This is a genomic window from Nostoc sp. ChiVER01, from assembly GCF_034531155.1.
Classification (GTDB): Bacteria; Cyanobacteriota; Cyanobacteriia; order Cyanobacteriales; family Nostocaceae; genus Nostoc.
Genome location: NZ_JAVRBS010000002.1, coordinates 1 through 25308, shown reverse-complemented (window position 1 = coordinate 25308; position 25308 = coordinate 1). Strand labels below are relative to the sequence as shown.

The window sequence follows — 25308 nt, the reverse complement described above, 5'->3', positions numbered from 1 at the left end:
GGGCTTGTTTCCAGAGCCTTCCGAGATTTTTGGGGTAATTTTGGGTAGTTTGGGCAAACAACTGGGGTAAATATGTAAGGCAAAGGTTTTTACCCCAATATGGCGTTGTTGCGTGAATAGGCAAAATGGTAAATTGTACCTATCGCCTATGTTCGCTTGCCGCCTAGCCCAACGATGAAGACCAAAGCCCAGTATAAAGTTAAAAATTGGAACGTTTATGATGCAGCACTAAAGCAACGAGGCAGAGTCTTGTTGTTAAAAAGTCTCAATATCTTACAGTTCCTCTCACCTGGAGTAATGTTACGAGATTCTGATCCACAGTTGCAACAATTGAAAGCGTTGGCGGTGCAGTACAGGCAGGTTATTAAAACTTACTTGAAGCTTTCTATTTCGGAGAAATATACTCCAATTGCGATCGCTTAGAAGTTACTGGATAAGGTGGGTCTAAAGTTGAATTATGTTGGTCGGTTCGGGGCAAGAGAAAATCGTGAGCGTGTTTACCAGTTTGTTGAAGCTGACGATGGGCGTGAGGTAATTTTTCAGGGGTGATTAAAGCGTGATGAAAATGCCGTGTCCACCACTGATAATAGAGAGATATATACAACTAGCTTGGACATAACATTGCAAGAAAGTTCCCAGACATGAACTGCATCTTTTTTTTGGTTGAACAAATTTCCGGCTGAAAGTCAACCTTTCTACCCAACCCAGTTTGATATTCAGATGTCATCACAGACATTGCTGGAAGACATTGCTGGAAGAAGTTTAGATTTTTATTTGAAACTATCAACGAATTCCCATCCTTCAGTTTTGACACAAAAGAGCGTAAGCAACACCAGTATGTGTAGAAATTATTGCAGAAACGAGATTTTAGAATTATTGAAAACTGGAGTTCCTTGAAGTGCTAGAAAACACACTTCTTTGATGAGGCGATGGAGTGACAGAAAATAATGCAGAGATATTCTTTGAAAGAGTGAAATTACCAAAATCTATCGATAAACAGAAGAATAGAATTTCTGTTCTAGGGGGTTGGAATTTTGAATCGAGAGTTAGCCAATTAATAGAGATAGTAATTATACTCAATATTTCTCTTAACAAGTGAATGATTGTATATTTGGTTACAGTTTTACTTATTTAGTAAAGTAGAAAAAGTGGGAAAAGTAGGATGTTTTATGCTAACCCTTGATTATGCTCTTAACTGCATACCTATTAAGTATGCAGTTAAGAGCTTGTATCTACATAGTTCTACATAATTTTTATGTTTGAAAAGATTAACAGTCTTCCAGCAACACAGTCAGCTGAAAATAATCAACTATCAAGGCTAGAGTAAGTCGAACAATGGGGAGAACTTGAAACTATCGAGGGACTATCAGAAGAGGAACTTTTTTTATAACAGGATGGTTAGATATATCAAAACCGGATGATGTATAAACGACACTCGGCTGGACTTTGTATACTCAGGCAACATTTATGCCCAGTTAATAATTATTTGTCGCATGTGACAAATTGTTGGAGAGAATTTTTTGGGAAGATGGGACTGGCAATACGGTAAAATGACCCAATATCAAATTCTGAACAACTTGTAATTTATCATCTTCATATTTTTATCCTGGGCATCAGTCCAATGATTTGGTGTAAGGTCGAAAAACTAGGGTATCACTAAGTTTTGATTTAATAAAGTTAAGAGAGTAAAAAAATAAAGTCATGGATAATACTGAAGCAACCTTAAATTTAATTGAAGCAAAAGAAATTTTAGATACTTTAGGAATTCATTTTTGGTTAACAGATGGTACGCTTTTGGGTTATTATCGGGAAAATGATTTTATCAAACACGATAAAGATATTGATATCGCATTGTTTGCCAAAGATTACACTGAAAAAATTGCTGAATCTTTTGCCATTCAAGGGTTTAAAGTTAAAACAAGGGGAACTCAAGCAGAAGGTTTACTATTGTCAGTTTATAAAAATGGAATTAATTTAGATTTATTTTTTGCTTATGAAGAGAAAGATTATATATGGTACGCCTGCTGGGCAAAGACACATGAATTGATCGAGAATTCCAATGAGCTAAAATATGAACTGGTTAAATTTGCTTATCCAAAGACAAAATTTAAAAAAATCATCTTTAAAGAAAATGAATTTAATATTCCTGATGATGTAGAAAAGTATTTAAGTTGGGTATATGGAAATTTTTGGAAAATTTCAGAGCCTGACTGGGATTGGACTTCACCAAAAAATATCATTGATGCCCCTTGGTTACAGCTACCAGAAATATCGCTAAAACGCAACTTGAAAATAATTTCTCATCTTTATATACAAGTTTTATATAGCTTAATTGAGCAATATAAACGAAACCCTTTAGATCCAGATATATTGTCTGCATTACAAAAGGCTAGAAAACAAAATGCTGATTTCTGGATGAGTATCCCACCTGAGGAAATTAAAACTACATACTCAGGGCTTATGAAAAAATCTCATCAAATTTTAAGGGAAAGTCGTATTCAGAACGGAACTACTGCTCGGAGTGAGCTGAATATTATATTTAAGATGCTAAACCAAGCTCAAGAGCGTAAGTTAGAGCAGAGCCAATATTTACTCGCAGCTTTGCTTTACATTCGTCCCGGTCAATTGCAATTGTAGAAGGATACCGATACGGTGCAGGTAACGCTTGCTCGTCCCAATCCTTGAAAATTTGCACTTTTTATTTACTTACTTCACTAAACCCGGTAGTCTTAAATAGGTAAGGATGAATTGTATTAATGCGATCGCAGGTAGAAAAACTCAATTTTTAATTGACAAATACTGATATCATCAAATGAAGGCAGACCAGAGTCAATTCAAAGTAATCATTTTGGCGGCTGGATATGGCAGGAGAATGCGCCCCCTCACCTACCAAACTCACAAAACCCTATTGCAAATTGGCGAGAAAACAGTTCTGCAAAGAATTATTGACGGGATACTTGAGTATCATCTCACTGATATTACCATTGTGACAGGTTATCGAGTTGCAGAGATAAAACAGCATATCGAGCAAAATTATCCCGATTTAGCTATTAACTACGTACATAACGAAAGATATGGGGAAACAAACAATATTTACTCCTTATCTTTAGCTTTACAAAATTTGTGTATAGATAAGGATATTATCCTGATTGAATGTGACTTAATCTTTGAACCAGCTATTCTTGAGCGTTTACTGAAATCGTCGTATAAAAATGTTGCTTTGGTTGATCGCTACAGAAGTGGTATGGATGGGACTGTAGTTACTATATCGAAACGAAAAATCATCACGAATGTTATCCCTCCCCATCTCCAAGACGTTGACTTTGATTTTTGTGACAAATATAAAACTTTAAATATTTATCGTTTTTCTCAGGAATTTTGCAATAGTTCTTTTGGAAAAATACTCCAATACTACGCTCAAACTATTGATGATAATTGCTACTATGAACTGATTGTGGGATTAATTATTTACTTACAAAAAGAAGATATTTTTGTTGAAATTGTAGGTGAGTCAGAAAAATGGGCTGAGATTGACGATCCTAACGATCTAAGAATTGCTCATTTTATCTTTGATAAATCTAAGCAGAAGACTATTTTAGATAGTTCCTACGGAGGCTATTGGAACTATAATATTCTTGATTATTGCTTTATCCGCAATATGTATTTTCCTACCAGTTCTGTTTTATCTGAAATGAAAAACAACCTGGTATCTCTAGTTCAAAACTATGGTTCTACCCAAACTATTCTCAACCGTAAACTTGCTACCTATCTTTATTGTCAGGAGGAGAAGGTTACTGTTCTAAATGGTGTTTCCCAAGTTTATCCGATTGTAGAACAATACTTAGCTGAATTTAGAGGCTTGCTTCCTAGTCCTACATTCGGTGAGTATAGTAGAATTTTTCCTAAAGCTATTACATACTCAGATCGAATAGGAATAGATACTACAGAAATTCTTGAAAAAGCTCAAAACTGTGATTTTATTGTATTTGTCAACCCTAATAACCCCAGTGGTTCTTTACTGGAAACAAAATGGATCTATAATTTTGCTGCTACTCATCCTGATAAAATAGTGATTTTAGACGAATCATTTATTAATTTCTCCGACCAAGAAAGCATTCTACCTTTACTCGAAAACGCTCCACTATCTAATGTAATTCTACTAGTAAGCTTAAGTAAAATACTAGGAGTTCCAGGTATTCGCTTGGGTTATGTTTACACTGACAACAAAGCTTTTAATGCTTATCTCCGTAGCCACATACCCATTTGGAATATAAATTCCCTAGCTGAATACTTCTTAGAAATTATCCTGAAACATCGAGAGACGATAAAAGCATCTTTCCAAAAAACTAAAGAAGACCGCGAAGAATTTGCTAAGGAACTTAAGTCACTTCCTGGCGTTAAACAAGTTTACTCTAGTGGCGGAAATTTTTTACTGCTTTGTCTTGACTACGATCTAAACTTTAAAAATAACTTGACTCAAAAATTATTGTCCGCACATGGTATATACGTTAAAGATGTATCCAGTCGCTTTAGTAGTAAAAAATTCTATTTAAGACTAGCTGTTAGAAGTATTACTGACAATGATATTTTTCTCAAAGCTTTTCGAGAGGTTGTAGCTAGTTTAAAATAAAATACAAGTATTTTTGTAAATTAGCAGGTAAATAATTATGATAAACAATTGGCAAAAAATTTGGAATAATAGACAAATATCTTCAGCAGATAAACCTATCTTAGAACAGTTAATTGCCATTGATGGTTTTAGTTCACCATTTGGTCAGCTAAGTCAAACCGAAGCATGGATGGAGTATTTTGAAGGCATAGTTACTAAGTTAAAAATTGAATCACAAGATTCTATCTTTGAAGTCGGCTGTGGTTCAGGTGCTTTTCTTTATCCCTTTTACCAAAAAGGACACAAAGTAGCAGGAATTGATTATGCAGAAAATTTAGTTAAAATTGCTTTATCTGCTATGCCTCAAGCTGATATTAAAGCTTGTGAAGCTATTGATATTCATAGAGAAGAACAATTTGATCTTGTAATTGCTAATGGCGTATTTTTGTATTTTCACGATTATGATTATACTGCCAAAGTTATTAAAATAATGCTTAAATTAGCGAGAAAAAGCATTGGAATATTGGATATTCCCAACCTTTCTAGAAAAGAAGAAGATATGGACAGAAGACGAGAAGCAATTGGAGAAGAAGAATATAACAAGCAATATCAGTTTTTAGAACATTTATACTACGATAAAAATTATTTTCACCAACTTTTAGTTAATGAACCTGTTAACATAGAAATTGAAAATCAATATATTGCCAATTATGGAAATAATGCATATCGCTTTAATGTATTTATTTTCAAAAAGTAGCATAAATTTATATTTACATTCACGTAAAATATTGGACGTGAACATCCCAATTTTGCAAAAATAAAAGAAGAAATATTATTTCTGAGAAATAGCCGCGAATAATATTTTGACTTAATCGTGTGCTTCTTGTTCCTCTTGCTCAGTTTTAGAACTAATATCGAGTAAGCAATCATCAAAAGTATGAATGATTTTCTGTTACTTAATAATATCTTGGCGAATGGAGAAAGTGAAGATCGCAGGGATACTTGGAGAAAACCCAGGTTTTGAGTATTTGCAAGAATGCTGGAATGATGACCTTGCAAAGCAGGATTCTCATTAATAAACTATTGCTGAAGTTTCCGCAGTAGGGGGATTGCGATTGTGGATGGAGAGTTGCTTAATCCGAATGGGTAGTGTTTACTCTTAGTATACTTGCTCTTTACAATCAAATTGTTTAGCAAATACTGTTAGTAAAGGTGAAAACTAGAGTTTTTTCATATTTATTAATGTAATCAATAGTTAATAAAATTATGTTTTTAATTAGTAAAAGTGGGAAAAGTAGGATGTTTTGTATAAAACCTTGACTATACTGTTAATAAGTGGTAGGTTAATACATGGTAAAATAACAAATTAATAAACAACATCGGAAAAGGAGAAACAAAAATGGAACCTTTACAAGAACAACCCATCAACGAAGAAATTCTGGATGGTGAACTTCTAGATGGTGAACTATCAGAGGAAGAATTGAAAATAATAGCAGCCGGATTAGCGGACGTGAATTTCGATTTAGGTGGATGCGGCGGAGTACACACCCGTATTCATTTATAAGGCAGATAAACCGGGTTTAAATGCAAAGTCTCAATGAATTTAATCTCTGTTTTGTCACTTTTGGAAAACAACAATCTCAGCTAATTCCTGAGAGTTTGATTTAATCCAGATTTGAGACTTTATTTTCTAATAGAAGCTAAAGTTTATATACAAAAGCTGGAAACCAAAGCCCCATAACATTTCAGGCTATTGGATTTTCCACAAGTGACAAAATAGGGTTCATATAAATTATCTGTGAAGCTGCACATTATATATTTTGGTCTCTTTTAACCCAATATTTCTCAGTTAAGGGAAAAAGGGAAAAGGGAGAGAAAGGACGTGATATGACTGTTGCTTCTTAACACGAGAATAATATGTGCCGATTGTGTAAGTCCTGATATTATTGAAACGGTCGGGCATTTTATTACTTGTAGATGCCTTATTGAGAATGCGTAACAGAGTATTGAGAGTTTAGGGGTTGGTGAGCGCTTTCTCACAAATGTTACAAAAGCTCCAAGTAATGGATTGCAACCTTCAAGAAAGTGTAGATGATAGTTCTTTTGATGCATCTTGATATGAAAACGGTATAACTAAGAAAATTTTTAAGCGATCGCTAATTATGTCAGGCGATCGTCAAAAGCTTAAAACTCTTGCTTTCGGAGAAAATTTCAGAATTATTATTCGAAAAGTTCTGAAAGAATCAACCAGGCGATTGCGAATGCGAGTGTGTGCGCTTTGTGCATCTTAAGCATCAGCCAAGCTAAACTTAGCTGTCCAGTGTTAAAAGCTTAGGGGGAGGACTGTCTCTCGCACGGCTTTTCGGGAATACCGCTCGTTTCAAAATAGTGCATTGATAGGTTGTTTTTGTTGCCCCTTGCAAAATTTCTCGTCAAGCCTATATCCGCATGATTCATTTAAACCCAATCCCCGCTCGCCAATCCCCTTTACCACTACCTAGACATGAGTACTATAGTCATCACAAGTAACGGTACATTAGGAGACAACTTGCCTTATATCGCACTTGGAAAAGCCCTGAAAACTAGAGGGCATAAAATACGGACAGTGGTAAATGAGGCGGTACATTCCTATGTTTTAAAAGCTGGACTGGAAGCTGCTACGGGGCACCCAAGGATTGGTGCTGAAGAAGTGCGACGTAATGCACAAGTATGGAACCAATTACCTTCATTGAGGGCACAGTCGCCAAACAAAACCAAATCTGTGAAACACAAGCATAACATTTTGCACGCTTGGAACCGTCTGTTTGAGGCATGTGATGATGCAGATATATTAATTTCTGATTTTGAGCAGGATACACTTGCAGGTGTAATAGCGGATACTTATGATCTTTGCTGGGTTCGAGCTTGTGTGACTCCATGTTATCAGTGCTATTCTAGCCCACAAATTAAAGATAAATCTTATTACCATAATTGGTGGCTAGATAACAAAAAATCAAACCGCTTTCTTTTGGCTGCCAGTCCTCATTTTAGCCAATTATCTCCAGAATATTCTCAAGTAAATCAAACAGGTTTCTGGTTTTATGAAGATTCCGATTGGAGAGATGAAGAACCTAGCAAAGAGATTAGGGAATTTGTTGAGCAGGAACCTAAACCTTTAGTGCTTTCATACAGTAGTCAGCCTCTGGAAAATCCCCAAGAAATTGTGTCAGTTCACGTCCGGGCTGCGGCTAAATTGGGTCGGCGAATTTTGATTCACCAAGGCTGGGCAGACTTTAATCAAAGTCATTTACCATCAGACATCGACTGGGATAACGTCATGTTTGCAAATGGTTTTGTAGCGCACGATTGGTTGTTTTCCCGTGCCGCCGCCGTGATTACTCATGGCGGAGTCGGGACGATCGCGCGTTCGCTGCGTAATGGCTGTCCGCTGCTGGTGGAACCCTTTGCCTTCGATCAATTTTTTAATGCCCTACAGGTGCAGAAATTAGGAGTCGGAGCGGCTATGGACTCACAGAAGCTGACAGCGGATAGAGTTGCTAATGTTTTAGAAAAAAAAGTATTGACACCTGATTATAAAAGACGGACTGTTGAAGTTGGTGAGAAAATTAACGCTGAACAGGGTTTAATCACAGCTTGTGACTTAATCGAGAACTGGTTGTGAAGGTAATGTTAAGAGGGTAATTAGGTAATTAATCCATGCCAAATGTCAGCATCATTATTCCCACTTACCAACGGGCCGATCTAGTTTCAGAAACTATTGAGAGTGTGTTAGCACAAACATACACAGACTATGAAATTATCGTTGTCAATGATGGTTCCACAGACAATACTAGAGAAGTCTTAGCCCAATTCAAGGATAAGATTACTGTTATCCATCAAGAAAATAAAGGATTACCTGCCGCTCGAAATACAGGGATTATAGCTTCGCGGGGACGATATATTGCCTTCGTTGATGATGATGACCTATGGATACCATATAAGCTGGAAAAACAGGTTGCCTGTTTTGAATCCAATCCAAATATTGGTTTAGTCTATTCAAATATAGTATTTTTTAAAGATAATCGTCTGCTTTCTTCCGATTTATGGCCAAAAAGAAGTCATCCACCCGGTGTCCTAAAGGATTCGATGTTATTTGTACTTAATTTTATACCAATACTTTCTGTATTGGTTCGTCGAGAATGTCTAGATGAGGTGGGTTTGTTTGACCAAACGTTGAAATATTGTGAAGATTACGACTTGTGGCTGCGAATTATTGAAAAATTTTCTGTTCATTTCTTGAATGAGCCTTTGGGTTTGTATCACTGGACTACAAACAGTTTGTCAAAAAATCAAGAGCAGATATTACTTAATGAAATACGTGTCAAAGAAAAAGCTTTCAGCCGGAACCCAAATATCAAGAAGTTACCCCTCAAGCTACTTGACCAAGGCTTTTATAGTAAATACTTAACCCTCGCTCATTTTTATATTGATCATTATCAAGGTGATAAAGCACGGCTTGTTTTAAATAAATATCGGCAAGTCCGCAATATTAACAGTGTCTACAAGTGGTTGTGGCAGCTTAGTTTCCCTGCGCTCAACTCATCACCTCATCAGTGATACAGAGGATTGCAAATTTACAAGGTAGTAGCAATGAGCAAATCAGTTTCCCAGATGTTTGGGATTGACTAAACCCTGATTTTTTATGGCATCAAGAAAAAGTTTGTTTGACACAGAGCGATCGCATAATTTGATTTTTCAGATTTTGATTTTTCCTTTGACCGACAATAGAGAACAAGGAGAGTTAATATGTTAACACTTGAGCAAAAGCAGCAATTTGTCGAAAAGGGCTATGTTTTAATTGAGGGAGGCATCAAAAATCTCGACTTGCTTGCTAAAATGCGGGAGCAGACCTGGGAGCGTATCGGCTACGATCCTCATAACCAAGAAACATGGATTAACCCATACGTTGAGTTCGAGGGGACTGAAGCTCACTATTTTCCTGATATGGCACCGAGAGTGTGCAAGGCAATAGGGGAACTTGTCGGTGGACTAGATCGCGTTGACATCAAGTCAATACAGTATTTGTGGAACCGTTTCGCTGTCAAGTACTTATACTACCCGGATTCGGATGAGGGGCAATGGCAACTACCTGAGACTATGTGGCACCGAGACGGAGGTTATTTCTTGAACTTCCTAGATAGCCCAGAAACAGTGCTTGTGCCTCTGGTACTTGGCTGTGATATAGAATCGCACGGCGGCGCAACAATAATCTTACCTGAGAGCGTGTCGCTGATTGCACGCTTTCTGGCACAGCACCCTGAAGGCGTATATGGGTGGCAGCACCTTCGTCCTCATTATCCTATATACGAGATAGCAGCCTCATGTAAGGAGTACGTTGAGTTGATCGGCAAGATGGGCGATGTCTATTTGATGCATGGGTTTATGGTTCACGCTGGTGGCTACAACTACTCCGGAAAACCTGTGTATGTGATGAACTCGCAGGTCTCTCTAAAGGAACCGCTGAACTTAAGTTCAAAAAACCCATCACTGCTGGAGCAGGCTACCCTGAGAGCGCTGGGTGTCTCCTCCTTCGATTTCAAGCCTACAGCACCCCGCAAGAGATTTCCGCTCCCCAAGAGCGATTCTTTAAAAAGTGTATCTTAGCAACGAGATTGCTGCTGGGTCATTGTTTGACTTTCTTTATTTCAACCCATGTGAATTTGATGAACTTCTCCCCAACCCCTCTCCATGTCGGAGAGAGGCAGAAATCTTTGGAGTTTTGAACGAAAAAATCAAGGTTTCAAAACCTCTCACACCGTGGTGGAAAGGTTTGGAGATGGTTTTTTTATATCCGTCGAACTCACGTTAAATCCGATCGCCAATCCCCTTCAACACTACCTAGACATGAGTACTATAGTCATCACAACTTACGGTACATTAGGAGACAACTTGCCTTATATTGAACTTGCAAAAGTCCTGAAAACTAGAGGGCATAAAATACGCATGGTGGTCAATGAGGCGGTACATTCCTATGTTTTAAAAGCTGGACTAGAAGCTGTTACTAGCGGTCGCTTAAAGATGGGCCCTGAAGAACTGCGACGTGATGCACAGCTATGGAACCAATTGCCTTCATTGAAAGTACAGTCTCCAGACAAAACCAAATCTGTGAAACATAAAAATGACGCAACGGATGCCATGTACCGTCTGTTAGAAGTATGTGATGATGCAGATATGTTAATTTCTTGTTTTGTCGAGGATTCACTTGCATCTAAAATAGCAGATACTTATGATCTTTGTTGGGTTCGAGCTTGTGTGACTCCATTTTATCAGTGCTATTCTAACCCAAAAATTAAAGATAAATCTTATTACCATAGTTCGTGGCTAGATAACAAAAAATCAAACCGCTTTCTTTTGGCTGCCAGTCCTCATTTTAGCCAATTATCTCCAGAATATTCTCAAGTAAATCAAACAGGTTTCTGGTTTTATGAAGATTCCGATTGGAGAGATGAAGAACCTAGCAAAGAGATTAGGGAATTTGTTGAGCAGGAACCTAAACCTTTAGTGCTTTCATACAGTAGTCAGCCTCTGGAAAATCCCCAAGAAATTGTGTCAGTTCACGTCCGGGCTGCGGCTAAATTGGGTCGGCGAATTTTGATTCACCAAGGCTGGGCAGACTTTAATCAAAGTCATTTACCATCAGACATCGACTGGGATAACGTCATGTTTGCAAATGGTTTTGTAGCGCACGATTGGTTGTTTTCCCGTGCCGCCGCCGTGATTACTCATGGCGGAGTCGGGACGATCGCGCGTTCGCTGCGTAATGGCTGTCCGCTGCTGGTGGAACCCTTTGCCTTCGATCAATTTTTTAATGCCCTACAGGTGCAGAAATTAGGAGTCGGAGCGGCTATGGACTCACAGAAGCTGACAGCGGATAGAGTTGCTAATGTTTTAGAAAAAAAAGTATTGACACCTGATTATAAAAGACGGACTGTTGAAGTTGGTGAGAAAATTAACGCTGAACAGGGTTTAATCACAGCTTGTGACTTAATCGAGAACTGGCTGTCAAGGTAGTGTTAAGCTGACTTTTTACGGGAAGTTCTTAAACCACGAAACAGTACAGCGTTGCTTTTTTGACAGCCTTATTCGCAATAGAATTCATTCCCTTAGCCAAGTATTATGGAAACTAACCAGATGAAACAATCTGTTTTAGTGATTACCGGAATGCATCGTTCTGGTACATCTTTTACTGCATCTTTACTTCAAAGTGCGGGGTTAAATATTGGTCAAAGACTGTTAGAAGCAAGACCGGATAATGTTAAAGGCTTCTTTGAAAATATTGACTTTCTTGAATTTCATCAAATGGTTTTGAAGTCACAAACACTAAAGGATAAACAGTGGACTATAGACAAACAAATTAATGTAGATGAACGGGATATAGAAAAAGCAAAAGAAATCATTGCCAAAAATTCACAGGCTCCAATTTGGGGATGGAAAGACCCGCGGACTACGCTTTTCTTAGATTTTTGGGAATCTTTACTCCCAGAGGCTAATTTTTTACTAATTTACCGCTCACCGTGGGAGGTGGTAGATTCCCTCTACCGTCGAGGTGAGGACATATATTTTAAATATCCACATATACCAGTAAAAACGTGGATACAGTATAATCAAAAGCTAATAGAGTTTTATGATAAATTTCCTAATCGTTGCCTTTTAGCTAGTGTTTATAGCATTGCTGAGAATACTCAAGATTTTATAGATGCAATCAATGCAAAATTCCAACTGAATTTAGGAACTCCCAGTTCAAATATTTATGACGAATCTTTACTTAATAATCAAGTATTAGATACTTATAGACCCACCCTAGTTAGTTCTTGCTTTCCTGAGACATTATATATTTATAGGAAACTTAATATAAGAGAAGTACCACTTGGGAAATATCCTAATTATTCATGGCTTGAAAAGATAAAACCTTTTGACATGAGCGGAGCTTTTCAAGATTGGATAAATATTCGTACTTTAGAACAAAAAATTAAAAAACTAGAAGTTGAATTAGAGCGAACACAAATTCAGACTATGCCAAATGTTAGCGTCATTATTCCCACTTACCAACGGGCCGATCTAGTTTCAGAAACTATTGAGAGTGTGTTAGCACAAACATACACAGACTATGAAATTATCGTTGTCAATGATGGTTCCACAGACAATACTAGAGAAGTCTTAGCCCAATTCAAGGATAAGATTACTGTTATCCATCAAGAAAATAAAGGATTACCTGCCGCTCGAAATACAGGGATTATAGCTTCGCGGGGACGATATATTGCCTTCGTTGATGATGATGACCTATGGATACCATATAAGCTGGAAAAACAGGTTGCCTGTTTTGAATCCAATCCAAATATTGGTTTAGTCTATTCAAATATGATCTATTTTAAGGATAATCGTGTGTTTTCTTCCAAAATGTGGCCAAAAGGAAGTCACCCATCTGGTGTCCTACAGGATTGGATGTTATTTATGATTGATTATATACCAGTGCCTACTGTGGTAGTCCGTCGAGAATGTTTCGATGAGGTGGGTTTGTTCGATGAAACATTAACTTCTTGCGAAGATTACGACTTGTGGCTGCGAATTATTGAAAAATTTCCTGTTCATTTCTTGAATGAGCCTGTAGCTTTTTATCGCCTGTCTACAAACAGTATGTCAAAAAATAAAGAGCGGATGTTAGTTAATGAGATACGTGTCCAAGAAAAGGCTTTCAGCCGCAACCCAAATTTAAAGAAGTTAGACATCAAGCTACTTGACCAAAATTTTTATAGTAAATATTTAACCCTCGCTCATTTTTATATTGATCGTTATCAAGGTGAGAAAGCACGGCTTGTTTTAGAGAAATATCGGCAAGCCCGTGGTATTAATAGTATCTACGAATGGTTGTGGATAATTAGTTTCCCGGCTCTCAACTCATCACTTCATCTGTGATGAGTAAGCGAGCGGGCAATCCAAGAGCGATCGCTTATCCGTTGCAATCCGCTTTTAAAATCCTGGAGTGGCATTAACTAGATATGATGTGGTGGCAAAATCTCCAAAGGATAATAGGGCGTAAAAGCAAGCGCTGTCATACTCCGACTGTACTGCAAATGGAGGTAGCAGAATGTGGCGCTGCTGCCTTGGGAATTATTTTGGCATACTACGGTCGCATTGTCCCGCTGATAGAACTTAGGCAAGCTTGTGGAGTATCACGCGATGGTGTTAATGCTTTTAACGTTGTCAAGGCAGCCAAAAGCTATGGACTCAACGCTAAGGGCTACAAGAAAGACTTAACTGCACTGTGGCATCTCAAACTTCCTTGCATTGTATTTTGGAACTTTAACCACTTGTTAGTTGTAGAAGGTTTAAGCAAGGAACGAGTTTATCTCAACGATCCTGCTACTGGACGGCGTAGTGTCTCTTGGAAAGAATTTAATGGCTCCTACACAGGAGTTGTGCTTGCTTTAGAGCCTGGTTTAGGTTTCCAAACAGGGGGACAAAAACCTAGCACTATCTTGAGTTTATGGTCACGTCTGCAAGGATCTGTTGGTGCTATAGTTTACTGTGTGCTAGCAGGTTTTTTGCAAGTCATTCCGGGATTAGCTCTGCCTGTATTTTCTCAAGTTTTTGTAGATAGTGTGTTAATTGGCGGTAAAAATGAGTGGTTGCGTCCGCTAATTTTAGGGATGATTTTAACAGCTGCCCTCAATGGATTTTTAACGTTATTAAAGTTGCAGTTTCTGCGTCAGTTAAAAGTCAAGCTGTCCGCCAGCATGAAAAGTCAATTCCTCTGGCATATCTTACGCCTGAGCATCAGTTTTTACGATCAGCGATTTGCAGGAGAAATCAGTAGTCGTATACAACTTAACGATAGTATAGCAGATTTGCTTTCTGGGAAGTTAGCTACTAGTGCGATCGCAGCAGCTTCTATATTTCTATATGTAATAGTAATGTTGCAATACGATGTATTGCTGACTTTAATTGCGATCGCCTTTGTCGCTATAAACCTACTTACTTTGCAATGGGTAAGAAGGCATCGCACAGATACGAATACTAAACTAATACAAGAGTATGGAAAAGTCCAAGGCATAGAAATTTCTGCTCTTCAAAGTATAGAGACGCTCAAAGCATCTGGATTAGAGTCATATTTTTTCTCTCGCTGGGCTGGTAACTACACCAAAGCGATCAATATACGTCAACAATTGGAAGTAACAAACCAAGCACTAGGAATTTTACCAACATTTCTGTCAGCTAGTGCATCTCTGCTCATATTAGCTTTCGGCGGTTTGCGAGTCATGGATGGAGCCATGAGCATCGGCATGTTAGTTGCTTTCCAAGGCATGATGCAAAGGTTTCTTGAGCCTGTCAATAATCTGGTTGACTTAGGAACTGACTTGCAAGAGATGGAAGGCAATCTTAAGCGCCTTGACGATGTTTTACATAACCCAATTGACCCGCAGTTAGAACCGAAAAGAGCCAGGGGAGAGGAATTGGGGCAGGGGGCAGGGGGCAGGGGGAAAGATTCTCTCTCTTACTCCCTGCCCCCTGCTCCTCTGCTTAAACTAAGAGGGGATGTTGAATTACGGAATGTCACCTTTGGCTACAGCCAAATAGCTCCACCGATAATAGAAAATTTTAATCTCTGTGTCAAAAAAGGGCAGCGAGTTGCTTTAGTAGGTGCTAGTGGTTGTGGTAAGTCTACTATTGCCAAACTTTTGTGTGGACTTTACGAACCCTGGCAAGGAGAAATTTACTTCGATGGCGAACCTAGAGAACAAATTGAGCGCCAGGTATTAGTTAATTCTATTTCTGTGGTAGACCAAGAAATCTTTTTCTTTGCTGGCAGTGTCAAGGATAACTTAACACTTTGGGACAGTACTATACTCAACAAAGACTTAGTTCAAGCTTGTCAAGATGCTCAGATTCATGATGTGATTGTTTCTCTACCAGGAGGATATAATGCAGACCTGTTAGAGGGTGCTGCTAATCTCAGCGGTGGTCAGCGACAACGCTTAGAAATTGCGCGTGCCTTGGTTAATCATCCTAGCATTCTGATTTTAGATGAAGCTACCAGTGCCTTAGATGCCGAAACTGAAAACCAAGTCAGTAATAATTTGCAAGCGCGTGGTTGCACTTGCATCATTGTCGCACACCGACTTTCCACTATTCGAGATTGCGATGAAATTATTGTTCTCGAACACGGAAAGATAGTTCAACAAGGAACTCATGAGCAATTACAGAAAATTGAAGGCCCATACTTGCAATTTATTCGTAGCGAACAAAACCTTGAGTTTGAATCTAGTATTGTCTCAATAGCAGCAACTAATTTTACTGACGATTTCTGTATTTCTTGCACTTCTTCAACCGAGATAGATGCTATCAAAAATCCTACACAAGAGATAGATGCAGAATTACTCAGATTAGAGTCAAAGGAACGCCTTGATCGTGAGTTAATGACACAAACCTTGACAGAACTAGCATCTGTACTGCAACCAAGGTCAGATAAAGTAACTAATCGCTCAACGTTGAATACAAATTTCTATTTAACTGACAGCCAGCAAGCTTTATTAGTCGCGGCTGGTGCTGTAGGCAGAGCTTTAGGAATTGAAATTCGTCCCCCAGCAATTTCCGAAGATTCCCAGGAAATTAAAGACTCTGTAGAGGCTCTTGCTCGCGCTTCGTGTATCCGAGTGCGGCAAATTAAGTTGCCAGACAACTGGTGGCGACAGGATTACGGCCCGATATTGGCATATACCGAAAAGACCAAGTTGCCAGTGGCATTGTTACCAACGTCTAATACCCGTTATCAACTCTATGCGCCTGGCGAACAAACCTCTGTCCCTGTAGATGCTCGTACAGCAGCAACACTAATTCCAAATGCTTACATATTTTATCGACCTTTAAGCCAGAAACATCTCAAAGTTCTAGATTTACTTCAGTTTGCTTTCCAACGCCATTATAGAGAGTTGATTGTAATTTTCTTGACGGGAATTACAGTTACTTCATTAGGAATGCTCACGCCTCAAGCTACAGCTATTTTGATTGACAAAGCTATCCCTGATGGAAATCGCGCTTTACTGGGTCAAGTTGCTTTTGGATTAGTGGCTGCTAATGTAGGCGCAACGTTGTTTCAATTAACTCAAGGGCTGGCTACGATTAGGCTAGAAACTTTTGCAACTTCCTCTACTCAAGTAGCAGTTTGGGATCGATTACTCAATCTCAAGCTTTCTTTTTTCCGCTCTTTTTCAGTTGGTGACTTAAATTCTAGAGTCACAGCTATTAATCAAATTCACAAAAGATTGGGTAATACAATCTTAAAATCAATCCTTTCTAGCTTGTTTTCGTTGCTCAATCTCGGATTATTGTTCTACTACAATTTTTCCTTAGCTCTATTAGCTTGTGCAGTCGCACTGATAAATACTGCTGTGACTATCAGCTTCGGTATTGCGATCGTCCGTCAAGCTCGCTCGGGATTAAAGTATGAAGGTGAAATTTTTGGCATGGTTATACAGTTGATTAATGGAGTAGCTAAACTCAGAATCGCCAAAGCTGAAACTCGTGCCTTTGCTTATTGGGGTCAACAGTATACTCAGCAACTAAAACTAATGCTTAGTACGCAAGGTATTAAAGATAGTCTTGCTGTGATCAATAAAGTACTACCTACCTTAACGACTGCGGCTCTGTTTTGGTCTGCTACTGGCTTAATTGCACAATCCCAGGCGTTGGGCGAATCTCGCTTATCTATTGGTACTTTTCTAGCAATTAATGTTGCTTTCGGCACTTTTATCAATGGAGTAACTAGCCTCAGCAGTGCAGTCGTAGAAGTTTTGCAAATCTTGCCTTTGTGGCAACGAGCTAAACCAATTCTAATTGCAGAACCGGAAATTAACTTTAACCAAGCAGATCCCAGAAAACTTTCAGGCTCATTAGCTCTAGAGCGTGTTAGCTTTCGTTATGCTAATAATCTTCCTTTGGTATTAGATAATATTAGTATTCATGCTCAAGCTGGAGAATTTATTGCGATTGTTGGTCCTTCTGGCAGCGGTAAATCAACTTTATTAAGACTACTTTTAGGGTTTGAATCCTCCCAATTAGGCAAGGTTTACTACGACGGACAAGATTTAGCCTCTGTGGATATTCATGCTGTGCGCCGTCAATTAGGTGTTGTACTGCAAAATAGTCGGCTGATGTCAGCTTCTATTTTTAATAATATTACCAGTGGTGCAGGCCTTACGATTGACCAAGCTTGGGAAGCGGCTCAAATGGCGGGTTTAGCAGATGATATTGCTGTCATGCCAATGGGGATGCATACAGTCGTAAGTGAAGGCGGTACTAATCTCTCTGGTGGACAACGACAACGGCTATTGATTGCACGAGCATTAGCACTCAAACCTAAGATTTTACTGTTTGATGAAGCTACTAGTGCGCTCGATAACACAACCCAAGCCGTAGTTAGTCAAAGCTTGGATAAATTGAAAGTCACTAGAATCGTTATTGCTCATCGGCTTAGTACCATCTGCAACGCTCATCGCATTTATGTACTTCAAGCAGGCCGGGTTATACAACAAGGAACTTTTCAAGAGTTGGCAACTAGGGAAGGATTGTTTGCCCAGTTGATGGTTCGACAGATGATGTGATTTATACCATAAAATGTCCAAAAAAGTCAAAATATGGGTTCTTGGCAAAGGGGACACTTGAGGAGGAGTATCGCAAATATGAATCAAAACCTGTCTCAAGAATTAGATCGAGAAAGCTTAAGCCAGTTGTCGAAAGAAGAACTGTAGAGATAATTATTGAGCAGAACAAGAGGCTACCGGGAATTACAGAAAATAATCGTAGAGCTACATCTCTAATTACTGGAGTTTAGACTAAAAGCCATATGAGAGAGTGCAAATCAAATAGAACTACAGATTAAAAATATTATCTTTTCAGCCTCAAAACATCCGCGACTTTCGATAAATATGTAATATGTATGTGTGAAATTTAAATACAATAATGATAATCATTATCTTAAATCTGAAACTAGATGGAGAATGAGCAAGAAAAAAGGGGTGTCTGATTGAATACAGTCCCCCTTTTGGCGGAAGGTGAGAAAAGAACTACCATTACTCACCTACCAACATGAAAAATGCCAGACTTGAAGAGTTTCGTCAAGTAGCCTACAAATATTTAGGTAGAGCGAAGGACGCAACTTTTGAATTGACAGATGCCATATTGCTGACTCGCAATGTTTATTCATTAGCAGACTTATCTTTATCACCAGTATTCAGACGCAAGTGGTCAAGTATTTATGAAGCGCTACAAGATAGCAGACCGCAGCGACAGAAACTGATGCAGTTATACATCAAACAGATACCCCTCAAGGGACGACTGTTGTTAGCAGGAGATCATACAAACTGGTCACGCCCAGATGCAGTAACGTTGCAAGAGCGAACTTATGAGCATAGTGGCACATCCATAGCCGGAAATAAACCAATTACCCTTGGTCAAGGATACAGTACAATTGCTTGGATACCAGAAGATTCAGGTAGTTGGGCATTACCCTTGAGACATGAGCGCATAGCTAGTTGGGAAAGCCCAATAGAGAAAGCAATTTGGCAGCTAAAACAGGTATGTGAGCATTTACCCACCAGACCGATTTCAGTTTGGGACAGTCAGTATGGATGTGCGCCTTTTGTCTTAAAGACAGCTAACATTGCAGTCGATATTCTAGTCCGGTTGCGTTCAAATTTGTGTTTATGGGGTGAACCAGGAGCTTATTCTGGCAAGGGCTGTCCCAGAAAACATGGTGATAAATTCAAGTTGAATGAACCAACAACATGGGGTGAAGCAGCATCTGTCTTCGAGGTAGACGATCCCAAACTAAAACGGGTATGCGTTAGCCTGTGGAAAAATCTGCATTTCCGTAAAGCAGTGACACGCCCGATGTCACTTTTAAGAGTTGAACGTATTGACGAACAAGGTAATCAACGAGTATCAAAACCTCTGTGGTTAGCTTGGGTAGGAGAAGAAATGCCTCCAATAGAAGAAGTTTGGCGACTTTACTTGCGCCGCTTTACAATTGATCACTGGTATCGCTTTCTAAAGCAACGTTTACATTGGACTGTGCCCAAGTTTAGTACTCCTAAGCAGTGTGAACGGTGGAGTGACCTGATGCCCCTCATGACTTGGGAATTGTGGTTAGCCCGTGATATCGTGACTGATAATCCTTTACCTTGGCAGAAATCCTCCGATAAATTGACCCCTGGGCGAGTTGCTCAAGCTATGGGAGGAGTTTTTGCGGTGATTGGTACTCCAACAAGCGCACCCAAACCTCGCGGAAAGTCCCCTGGCTGGCAAACAGGAAAAAAGCGTCACCGTAAAAACCGATGCCCAATTGTTAAAAAAACAGTAACTCCACCACGTAAAGAACCATCAGTTGCGGTTTAATACTCAAGATTATTCATAATATCATTCCGTCTCTCATTAACTCAGCACTGCTGGGTATTTTTGGATGGCTTAGTCTAAACTCCAGTAATTACCCTAGCTTCCTGATTCTCAGTATCAATTAATGCCACTCCAAGAGCGGAACAACGGTAGGACAAACGTAATCGGGGCCCTCTCTTCTACAGTGACTTGTACAGTAGTAGTAGTTCCAGGAGTTACTTTCAACTCAGGCCCTTGAGAAGAAGACCATTTGTACTGGCTGAAGGTGTTAGCGTCTGGTTGTAGTCGGGCAGTAACCTGAATTTGTGGCCCCTGTGCCATAAACCCTTGGACGATCTCGGAATTGCCTACTACACTTAATACACTCTCTTTAGTCACTGGATAAGCTGAAATATCGGTAACAGAGCCAATTATTCCACCAAAACGTTCTCGTTGCACTGTGCTAGGCGTGATTTGTATCTTCATTCCTGGTTGAATTTTCTTACCATCACCAACAGGGAAAAATGCTACGCTTACGGGTTGATCTGATGCTTGTTGAGCAGCGATCGCTCCAATTGGTGTACCTTGTAATACAACCTGCCCTGGTGTTGCAGATATTTCTAAAATTCTTCCAGTGTAACTGCTTTTAATCTGGCTGTTCTCTACTAATTGCACTGTTAATTGAGCAATATTTCGTTGGACTTCCTGAATTTCTTGTTTACGGTTAGTGTCAGCTTCTAAGTCCTGTTGTTCTGATGTCACCTCTTTGCTATCTAGTTGTTTTAACTGCGCTTGCAAATCTTTAATTGAGTTCAAGTTTTCTAGATATTGTCTTTCGGCATCTGCTTCTTTGACATCCAGTTGCTTGAGTTGCGATCGCGCTTCATTAATTTGTTTAACTGTGTTTAAGTAGTCTTGCTGCGCCTGGAGTACTGTATCACCAGAAATTGCTCCCTGTTGGAATAGTTGCTGGCGTTTATCTAATCTTTGTTTAAAAGTCGGTAGCAATTGCTCTGTAGCTTGCAAGCTTTGTATTTGGCTAATCCGATCTTGTTGAATTGAGTCTAGTCCTTTCTCCTTTAAAATTGATGTTAGCTTCTTTGTTGAGAGCAAGTTTTGCTGCAAGCTTTGGCGTTGCTGTTCAATTGCCTGCTTGTCTACACCTTGCCGCCGTTGTTGTAAGGAGTTAACATCACGTCCCTGTTGTTGCAGTTGCGTCAGTTTGTCTCGTACTAGTTGTAGCTGCTTAAGCAGTTCGCTTTGATCTAACGTTGCTAGTACATCTCCTCTGTTAACAAAGTCGCCAACTTTGACATTTACTGTTCGCAACCTACCTGCGATTGGCGATTGGAAAGACGCAACCTTACTAGGGTAAACGATTATTCCAGTACCCGTGACTGTAATTGGGATTCTTCCTAAAATACTCCAAAAAAAACCCGCTGCCACTAACAAACCAACTGCGAATAGAGGTAGCCACTTTTGAGGACTGACTACCTGCATGATTTGGTCTAATTCTTCTGGAGAAGAAGCGCGTTCTAAAGCCTCTTTGCGGAACAAATTATTTTTAGGATTATTCACTAAATATTATTTAGTATATAATTGACTGTTTTGCCGTTATTAATACCAATCCATTACAGTTAAAGAAATAATTAGCTTCATGTGAATGCTGACTTTAAAGGATCTTAAATTATCTATCGTTTATCAACTTACAGCTTATCAACAGCATAATCAAGCGTTACTTCAAAACATCCTACTAAACTCAATTTTCTCACTTGACTAACTAAGTAATACTATAGCTAAATATACAATTGTCTCTTCACTAAGAAAAATACTGAATTTAATTAGCACCTTGGATAATGTCTACTCCTAAAGGAATTTCCAGCATCACATCAGGCTTTTCTATATTTTGCTAAATGGCTTTTTTACAGTCTTTCAGTTCCATCACCGACATTTCTGTTAGGGCTTGGCGGTAAGCTGTCCATAGTTCTTCTATCATCTGTCGCCAAATACTGCTCTTATTACCAAGATTAAAAGATAATCTTCCTTGTGCAATGCGATCACGCCAACGATTTGACAACTCAGGGCTGGCGCGATCGCTAAATTAGAAGCTAGGGCTGAGAGGATATTTGAAAAGTAGGGAATGTAGTAAAAAAGCTCTCTCAGTATAAGCTGTGAATAGATAATAGACAGCACCAAGAGAGCAACATGAGTAAAGCATACCCCAGCAACCTCACCCGCGCTCAATATGAATTTCTGAGTGACCTAATTCCAGAACCAAAACCTGCTGGTCGCAAGCGTGAAGTCGATATATGGGAAGTTATGAACGCAATTTTCTATGTCCTGGTAGAAGGAGTCAGCTAGTTCTTTAGTGCTTACTACAAACTTATATAATACAGACCTAATGCTACAACGGTTGGGTAAGGTTTACGTTTCCCCACCAACCACTACATCTTGAATTCGCAGACTAGGGCCACCACAACCTACTGACAAACCATTTTGCCCTCCCTTACCGCAACCGCCAGATTCATCCCAGTAAAAATCATTACCAATTGCCTCAATATCCGTTAGAGTTTGGAATACATTTCCTGAAAGCGTTACATCCCGCACTGGTTCAGCAATTTTGCCGTTCCTAATCATCCACGCTTCCCCAGCACTGAAGGTGAACATTTCTCCATTCGTCATCCCACCCAACCAATTCCGGGCATACACTCCTTCTTTGATATCGGTGAATAAGTCTTTGACTGATGTGTTACCCCGTTCAATCCAGGTATTTGTCATCCGCACAATTGGAGTAAAGTGATAGTTGAGACAGCGTGCGTTCCCCGTAGGCGCTTCCTCCAATTTGCCTGCGGTTTCACGAGAATGTAAACGTCCAACTAAAACTCCATCTTTAATTAGTTGAGTAGTAGTAGCAGGCGTGCCTTCATCATCATAAAAATAGCTACCACGATGTCCCTCTGGGGCAGCACCATCAAAAATTTGGAGTTCTTCTGGGCCAAACCGCCGTCCGATGGTCATGACTTCCAACAGATCGGGGTTTTCGTAAGCCATATCGGCCTCAGAAAGATGTCCAAAAGCTTCGTGAACAAACAAACCCGTAAGAATAGGATCAATGACTACGGTGTAAGTGTTGCCTTTTACCGATGGCAGAGATAAAGCTGCGATCGCTCTTTGAGCCGAACTTTTTACCTGTTCATCCAAATCAGTTAAATCTTCATAAGCTTTGCGAGAGCCAGTAGTTTCCCGTCCAGTTTGTACGGTTTCGCCATTTCTGGCAGTAGCAGCAAAGCGCATTTCCATATCCACCCAAGATTGCTCGATCAAAGTGCCTTCTGAGGTCGCTATGATCACTTTTTGGGCGCTGTCACCGTAACGCACCGAGGTAGTGGTAATCCGGGGATCAACACTTTTGAGCAATTCAGTATAGTGATCGCATAATTGTTTTTTCTGCGAGAGTGGGATTTGTCGGGGATCAGTGCCTTTTAGGGGTAGAACGCATACTGCTTGCACCGGGTCAATAGGTGCAAGTAAAGTTTCTTCATCACCAACCATCCGCGCCGCAGCGATCGCTTCTTCTATGCGATCTTCGATTGTCGCCAGTTGGTTAAAGCAGCTCAAACCCCATCCACCTTTATAACAAGCGCGAATATGTCCACCAATGGAGATGCCTTCGCTTAGGGTTTCTACCTTGTCGCCACGCAACAAGATATCAGTCCCTTCTGCTTCTTCAAGGCGAATCATCAGATAATCTACACGCTCAGAGTAGCGGGCGATCAGGTCAGAAAGTAAATTTTGTGCGTCAGCAAGTGTAGTCGGCATTTTCAATTAGTAACAATGACTAACTGCATTTATTTTGCAATTAATTGGGGAATCTCTGCTACTCAATATTAGGAGTTGCTCATTAAGGGGTAAGAGAAGATCAGAGAGACAAGGAGAAGAACCAATGCCCCATACCTAATCTTTAGTACTTCTAAGTTACGGTGGGTAAGAACTCAATGATGTGCTAAGGTAATTAGGTGAGAATAAAATTCGGTTACAGCGTTTGTTTTTAGTATTGACAGGCTTTTCCCTTTTGGTCTTAACAAGCTTGTCTCCGAAATCTAAATCTCTACACACCTATGATTTTGGAGATAACGCATGTCAATTTATGTAGGTAATCTATCCTACGAGGTCACACAAGAAGACCTCACATCTGTTTTTGCTGAACATGGTTCTGTAAAACGGGTTCAGTTGCCTACTGACCGTGAAACAGGCCGTCCACGCGGCTTTGCTTTTGTAGAGATGGGTACAGAAGCTGAAGAAACAGCTGCTATTGAAGCTCTTGATGGTGCTGAATGGATGGGACGCGATCTCAAAGTGAACAAGGCTAAACCCAAGGAAGACAGAAGTGGTTCCTTTGGTGGTGGGGATCGTCGCGGCGGCGGCGGTGGTGGATACAACCGAGGACGCTACTAAGCTTTAAGATTAAAAACTAAGTTTTAACGTCTTAAGGGCAGATTCATTATCTGCCCTTTTTGCGCTTCGGTCTATTGGATAGCTAAAAATGCCCAGTACCAATTAAGTAGGAGATGAAAATGACCCGAGTATTTGTGGGCGAAAATGAAGGAATTGAGTCAGCCTTACGTCGATTTAAGAGAGAAGTTTCTAAAGCAGGTATTTTTCCAGACATGAGAAAGCATCGTCACTTTGAAACGCCTTTAGAAAAACACAAACGTAAAGAAGTTGCAAGGCACAAACAACGTAAGAGAAATTTCCGTACCAATTGAAATAAGCGATACTTATACTAAGGTACACTAACACACTTTCTCATTAGATTATTAACTGTCTGTCGAAGAGGCGATCGCTATACTGCTAGATGTAAATTTAAAGGGTAGGTTTTGGCAAAGGCATTACTGATTATAGGATGGGCATGTAAATAACAGTGTGTCCCCGAACTGTAATCAACACAGCGAGGACGACACGCTGAATTTTCTGGTGGAATAGAAGCTCGATAGCAATTCCCATTGTTCCATAAGTCAAGTCACTTGGGTATGATTTAGACATGGCTCTAGTCACGCTGTCGCATTTTTATCTACTGACAGATTATCGTTACTAAAGCTTTTTTTGACTTTCCAAACATCCTCTCAGTAATGCTCAATAAAGAATCCTCGCTCATCTAATTTCAGAAGCGAAAAGGGTGGTCATCCCCTGCACCACTGATATGCATGTGAGAACATTTGTAACGCACTATATTTCAGGAAAAACAAAAGCCATCTCAAAGTTATTTGAGAAGGCTTTAGTTTAAGAATAGAACC

At 39.6% G+C, this 25308-nt stretch carries 19 protein-coding genes; 15 read left to right on the top strand and 4 right to left on the bottom strand.

Annotated features, from left to right (window positions below; genetic code table 11):
• The first annotated feature begins 174 nt into the window (after positions 1–174).
• From RMY00_RS02400 to RMY00_RS02345, 12 genes are all read left to right on the top strand, one after another.
• The gene (locus RMY00_RS02400; protein ID WP_322646046.1) at positions 175–423 is read left to right on the top strand and encodes a hypothetical protein; all 249 of its coding nucleotides are present in this window, start codon (positions 175–177) and stop codon (positions 421–423) included.
• 1278 nt (positions 424–1701) lie between these two features.
• Complete coding sequence (locus RMY00_RS02395) at positions 1702–2637, top strand: LicD family protein (protein WP_322646045.1); 936 nt, start codon at positions 1702–1704, stop codon at positions 2635–2637.
• A gap of 175 nt (positions 2638–2812) precedes the next feature.
• Positions 2813–4630, top strand: a complete 1818-nt coding sequence (locus RMY00_RS02390; RefSeq protein WP_322646044.1) for an aminotransferase class I/II-fold pyridoxal phosphate-dependent enzyme — start codon at positions 2813–2815, stop codon at positions 4628–4630.
• A gap of 37 nt (positions 4631–4667) precedes the next feature.
• The gene (locus RMY00_RS02385; RefSeq protein WP_322646043.1) at positions 4668–5366 is read left to right on the top strand and encodes a class I SAM-dependent methyltransferase; all 699 of its coding nucleotides are present in this window, start codon (positions 4668–4670) and stop codon (positions 5364–5366) included.
• Positions 5367–6008: 642 nt separating this feature from the next.
• Entirely contained in the window at positions 6009–6173 is a 165-nt protein-coding gene (locus RMY00_RS02380; protein ID WP_322646042.1) for a hypothetical protein, read from the top strand.
• Between the two features lie 939 nt (positions 6174–7112).
• Positions 7113–8270, top strand: a complete 1158-nt coding sequence (locus tag RMY00_RS02375; protein ID WP_322646041.1) for a glycosyltransferase — start codon at positions 7113–7115, stop codon at positions 8268–8270.
• Positions 8271–8305: 35 nt separating this feature from the next.
• Positions 8306–9205, top strand: a complete 900-nt coding sequence (locus RMY00_RS02370; protein WP_322646040.1) for a glycosyltransferase family 2 protein — start codon at positions 8306–8308, stop codon at positions 9203–9205.
• Between the two features lie 189 nt (positions 9206–9394).
• Positions 9395–10252, top strand: coding sequence for a hypothetical protein (locus RMY00_RS02365; protein ID WP_322646039.1), 858 nt, complete (start codon positions 9395–9397; stop codon positions 10250–10252).
• Between the two features lie 84 nt (positions 10253–10336).
• Positions 10337–11659: a glycosyltransferase gene (locus RMY00_RS02360; protein ID WP_322646038.1), complete on the top strand. Its 1323-nt coding sequence runs from the start codon at positions 10337–10339 to the stop codon at positions 11657–11659.
• Between the two features lie 120 nt (positions 11660–11779).
• Entirely contained in the window at positions 11780–13561 is a 1782-nt protein-coding gene (locus tag RMY00_RS02355; RefSeq protein WP_322646037.1) for a glycosyltransferase, read from the top strand.
• 86 nt (positions 13562–13647) lie between these two features.
• Positions 13648–18246, top strand: coding sequence for an NHLP family bacteriocin export ABC transporter peptidase/permease/ATPase subunit (locus tag RMY00_RS02350; RefSeq protein ID WP_322646408.1), 4599 nt, complete (start codon positions 13648–13650; stop codon positions 18244–18246).
• 484 nt (positions 18247–18730) lie between these two features.
• On the top strand, positions 18731–20038 hold the full coding sequence (locus RMY00_RS02345) for an NF041680 family putative transposase (protein WP_322646036.1): 1308 nt from the start codon (positions 18731–18733) through the stop codon (positions 20036–20038).
• 114 nt (positions 20039–20152) lie between these two features.
• Here RMY00_RS02345 and RMY00_RS02340 read toward each other — a convergent pair whose 3' ends face one another.
• Both RMY00_RS02340 and RMY00_RS02335 read right to left on the bottom strand, forming a co-directional pair.
• Positions 20153–21592, bottom strand: coding sequence for an NHLP bacteriocin system secretion protein (locus RMY00_RS02340; protein WP_322646035.1), 1440 nt, complete (start codon positions 21590–21592; stop codon positions 20153–20155).
• Between the two features lie 331 nt (positions 21593–21923).
• Entirely contained in the window at positions 21924–22091 is a 168-nt protein-coding gene (locus tag RMY00_RS02335; protein WP_322646034.1) for a hypothetical protein, read from the bottom strand.
• A gap of 128 nt (positions 22092–22219) precedes the next feature.
• Here RMY00_RS02335 and RMY00_RS02330 point away from each other — a divergent pair, with 128 nt between their 5' ends.
• Complete coding sequence (locus RMY00_RS02330) at positions 22220–22375, top strand: transposase (protein ID WP_322646033.1); 156 nt, start codon at positions 22220–22222, stop codon at positions 22373–22375.
• Between the two features lie 63 nt (positions 22376–22438).
• On the opposite strand, the gene RMY00_RS02325 is transcribed toward RMY00_RS02330, so the two are convergent.
• The gene (locus tag RMY00_RS02325; protein WP_322646032.1) at positions 22439–23833 is read right to left on the bottom strand and encodes a TldD/PmbA family protein; all 1395 of its coding nucleotides are present in this window, start codon (positions 23831–23833) and stop codon (positions 22439–22441) included.
• Between the two features lie 318 nt (positions 23834–24151).
• Here RMY00_RS02325 and RMY00_RS02320 point away from each other — a divergent pair, with 318 nt between their 5' ends.
• Positions 24152–24469, top strand: coding sequence for an RNA-binding protein (locus RMY00_RS02320; RefSeq protein ID WP_322646031.1), 318 nt, complete (start codon positions 24152–24154; stop codon positions 24467–24469).
• Positions 24470–24588: 119 nt separating this feature from the next.
• Positions 24589–24780, top strand: a complete 192-nt coding sequence (rpsU, locus tag RMY00_RS02315) for a 30S ribosomal protein S21 (RefSeq protein ID WP_322646030.1) — start codon at positions 24589–24591, stop codon at positions 24778–24780.
• A 130-nt stretch (positions 24781–24910) separates the two neighbouring features.
• On the opposite strand, the gene RMY00_RS02310 is transcribed toward rpsU, so the two are convergent.
• Positions 24911–25057 carry a hypothetical protein gene (locus RMY00_RS02310; protein WP_322646029.1) on the bottom strand — a complete coding sequence of 49 codons (147 nt, stop codon included), beginning with the start codon at positions 25055–25057 and terminating at the stop codon, positions 24911–24913.
• Positions 25058–25308 lie beyond the last annotated feature (251 nt).

Bases quoted from the DNA above. Each gene is read 5' to 3' on its own strand.
- RMY00_RS02400 (WP_322646046.1), top strand. From the start codon at position 175: ATGAAGACCAAAGCCCAGTATAAAGTTAAAAATTGGAACGTTTATGAT.
- RMY00_RS02395 (WP_322646045.1), top strand. From the start codon at position 1,702: ATGGATAATACTGAAGCAACCTTAAATTTAATTGAAGCAAAAGAAATT.
- RMY00_RS02390 (WP_322646044.1), top strand. From the start codon at position 2,813: ATGAAGGCAGACCAGAGTCAATTCAAAGTAATCATTTTGGCGGCTGGA.
- RMY00_RS02385 (WP_322646043.1), top strand. From the start codon at position 4,668: ATGATAAACAATTGGCAAAAAATTTGGAATAATAGACAAATATCTTCA.
- RMY00_RS02380 (WP_322646042.1), top strand. From the start codon at position 6,009: ATGGAACCTTTACAAGAACAACCCATCAACGAAGAAATTCTGGATGGT.
- RMY00_RS02375 (WP_322646041.1), top strand. From the start codon at position 7,113: ATGAGTACTATAGTCATCACAAGTAACGGTACATTAGGAGACAACTTG.
- RMY00_RS02370 (WP_322646040.1), top strand. From the start codon at position 8,306: ATGCCAAATGTCAGCATCATTATTCCCACTTACCAACGGGCCGATCTA.
- RMY00_RS02365 (WP_322646039.1), top strand. From the start codon at position 9,395: ATGTTAACACTTGAGCAAAAGCAGCAATTTGTCGAAAAGGGCTATGTT.
- RMY00_RS02360 (WP_322646038.1), top strand. From the start codon at position 10,337: ATGTCGGAGAGAGGCAGAAATCTTTGGAGTTTTGAACGAAAAAATCAA.
- RMY00_RS02355 (WP_322646037.1), top strand. From the start codon at position 11,780: ATGAAACAATCTGTTTTAGTGATTACCGGAATGCATCGTTCTGGTACA.
- RMY00_RS02350 (WP_322646408.1), top strand. From the start codon at position 13,648: ATGTGGTGGCAAAATCTCCAAAGGATAATAGGGCGTAAAAGCAAGCGC.
- RMY00_RS02345 (WP_322646036.1), top strand. From the start codon at position 18,731: ATGAAAAATGCCAGACTTGAAGAGTTTCGTCAAGTAGCCTACAAATAT.
- RMY00_RS02330 (WP_322646033.1), top strand. From the start codon at position 22,220: ATGAGTAAAGCATACCCCAGCAACCTCACCCGCGCTCAATATGAATTT.
- RMY00_RS02325 (WP_322646032.1), bottom strand. From the start codon at position 23,833: ATGCCGACTACACTTGCTGACGCACAAAATTTACTTTCTGACCTGATC.
- RMY00_RS02320 (WP_322646031.1), top strand. From the start codon at position 24,152: ATGTCAATTTATGTAGGTAATCTATCCTACGAGGTCACACAAGAAGAC.
- rpsU (WP_322646030.1), top strand. From the start codon at position 24,589: ATGACCCGAGTATTTGTGGGCGAAAATGAAGGAATTGAGTCAGCCTTA.
- RMY00_RS02310 (WP_322646029.1), bottom strand. From the start codon at position 25,057: ATGTCTAAATCATACCCAAGTGACTTGACTTATGGAACAATGGGAATT.